This window comes from Pseudomonas sp. BCRC 81390 (assembly GCF_030341915.1).
Lineage (GTDB): Bacteria > Pseudomonadota > Gammaproteobacteria > Pseudomonadales > Pseudomonadaceae > Aquipseudomonas.
Genome location: NZ_JATAAG010000021.1, coordinates 1 through 466 on the forward strand (window position 1 = coordinate 1; position 466 = coordinate 466).

Genomic DNA, 466 nt, shown 5'->3' on the forward strand with positions numbered 1-466 from the left:
CTTACTGCCCTTCCTCCCAACTTAAAGTGCTTTACAATCCGAAGACCTTCTTCACACACGCGGCATGGCTGGATCAGGCTTTCGCCCATTGTCCAATATTCCCCACTGCTGCCTCCCGTAGGAGTCTGGACCGTGTCTCAGTTCCAGTGTGACTGATCATCCTCTCAGACCAGTTACGGATCGTCGCCTTGGTGAGCCATTACCTCACCAACTAGCTAATCCGACCTAGGCTCATCTGATAGCGCAAGGCCCGAAGGTCCCCTGCTTTCTCCCGTAGGACGTATGCGGTATTAGCGTTCCTTTCGAAACGTTGTCCCCCACTACCAGGCAGATTCCTAGGCATTACTCACCCGTCCGCCGCTGAATCAAGGAGCAAGCTCCCGTCATCCGCTCGACTTGCATGTGTTAGGCCTGCCGCCAGCGTTCAATCTGAGCCATGATCAAACTCTTCAGTTCAATACTGCTT

Annotated in this window: 1 rRNA gene; it reads right to left on the bottom strand. The window is 53.6% G+C overall.

From position 1 onward, the window contains the following. A 16S ribosomal RNA gene (locus QSV36_RS10785) occupies positions 1 to 456 on the bottom strand; the annotation flags it as partial. Between the last annotated feature and the right edge of the window lie 10 nt (positions 457 to 466).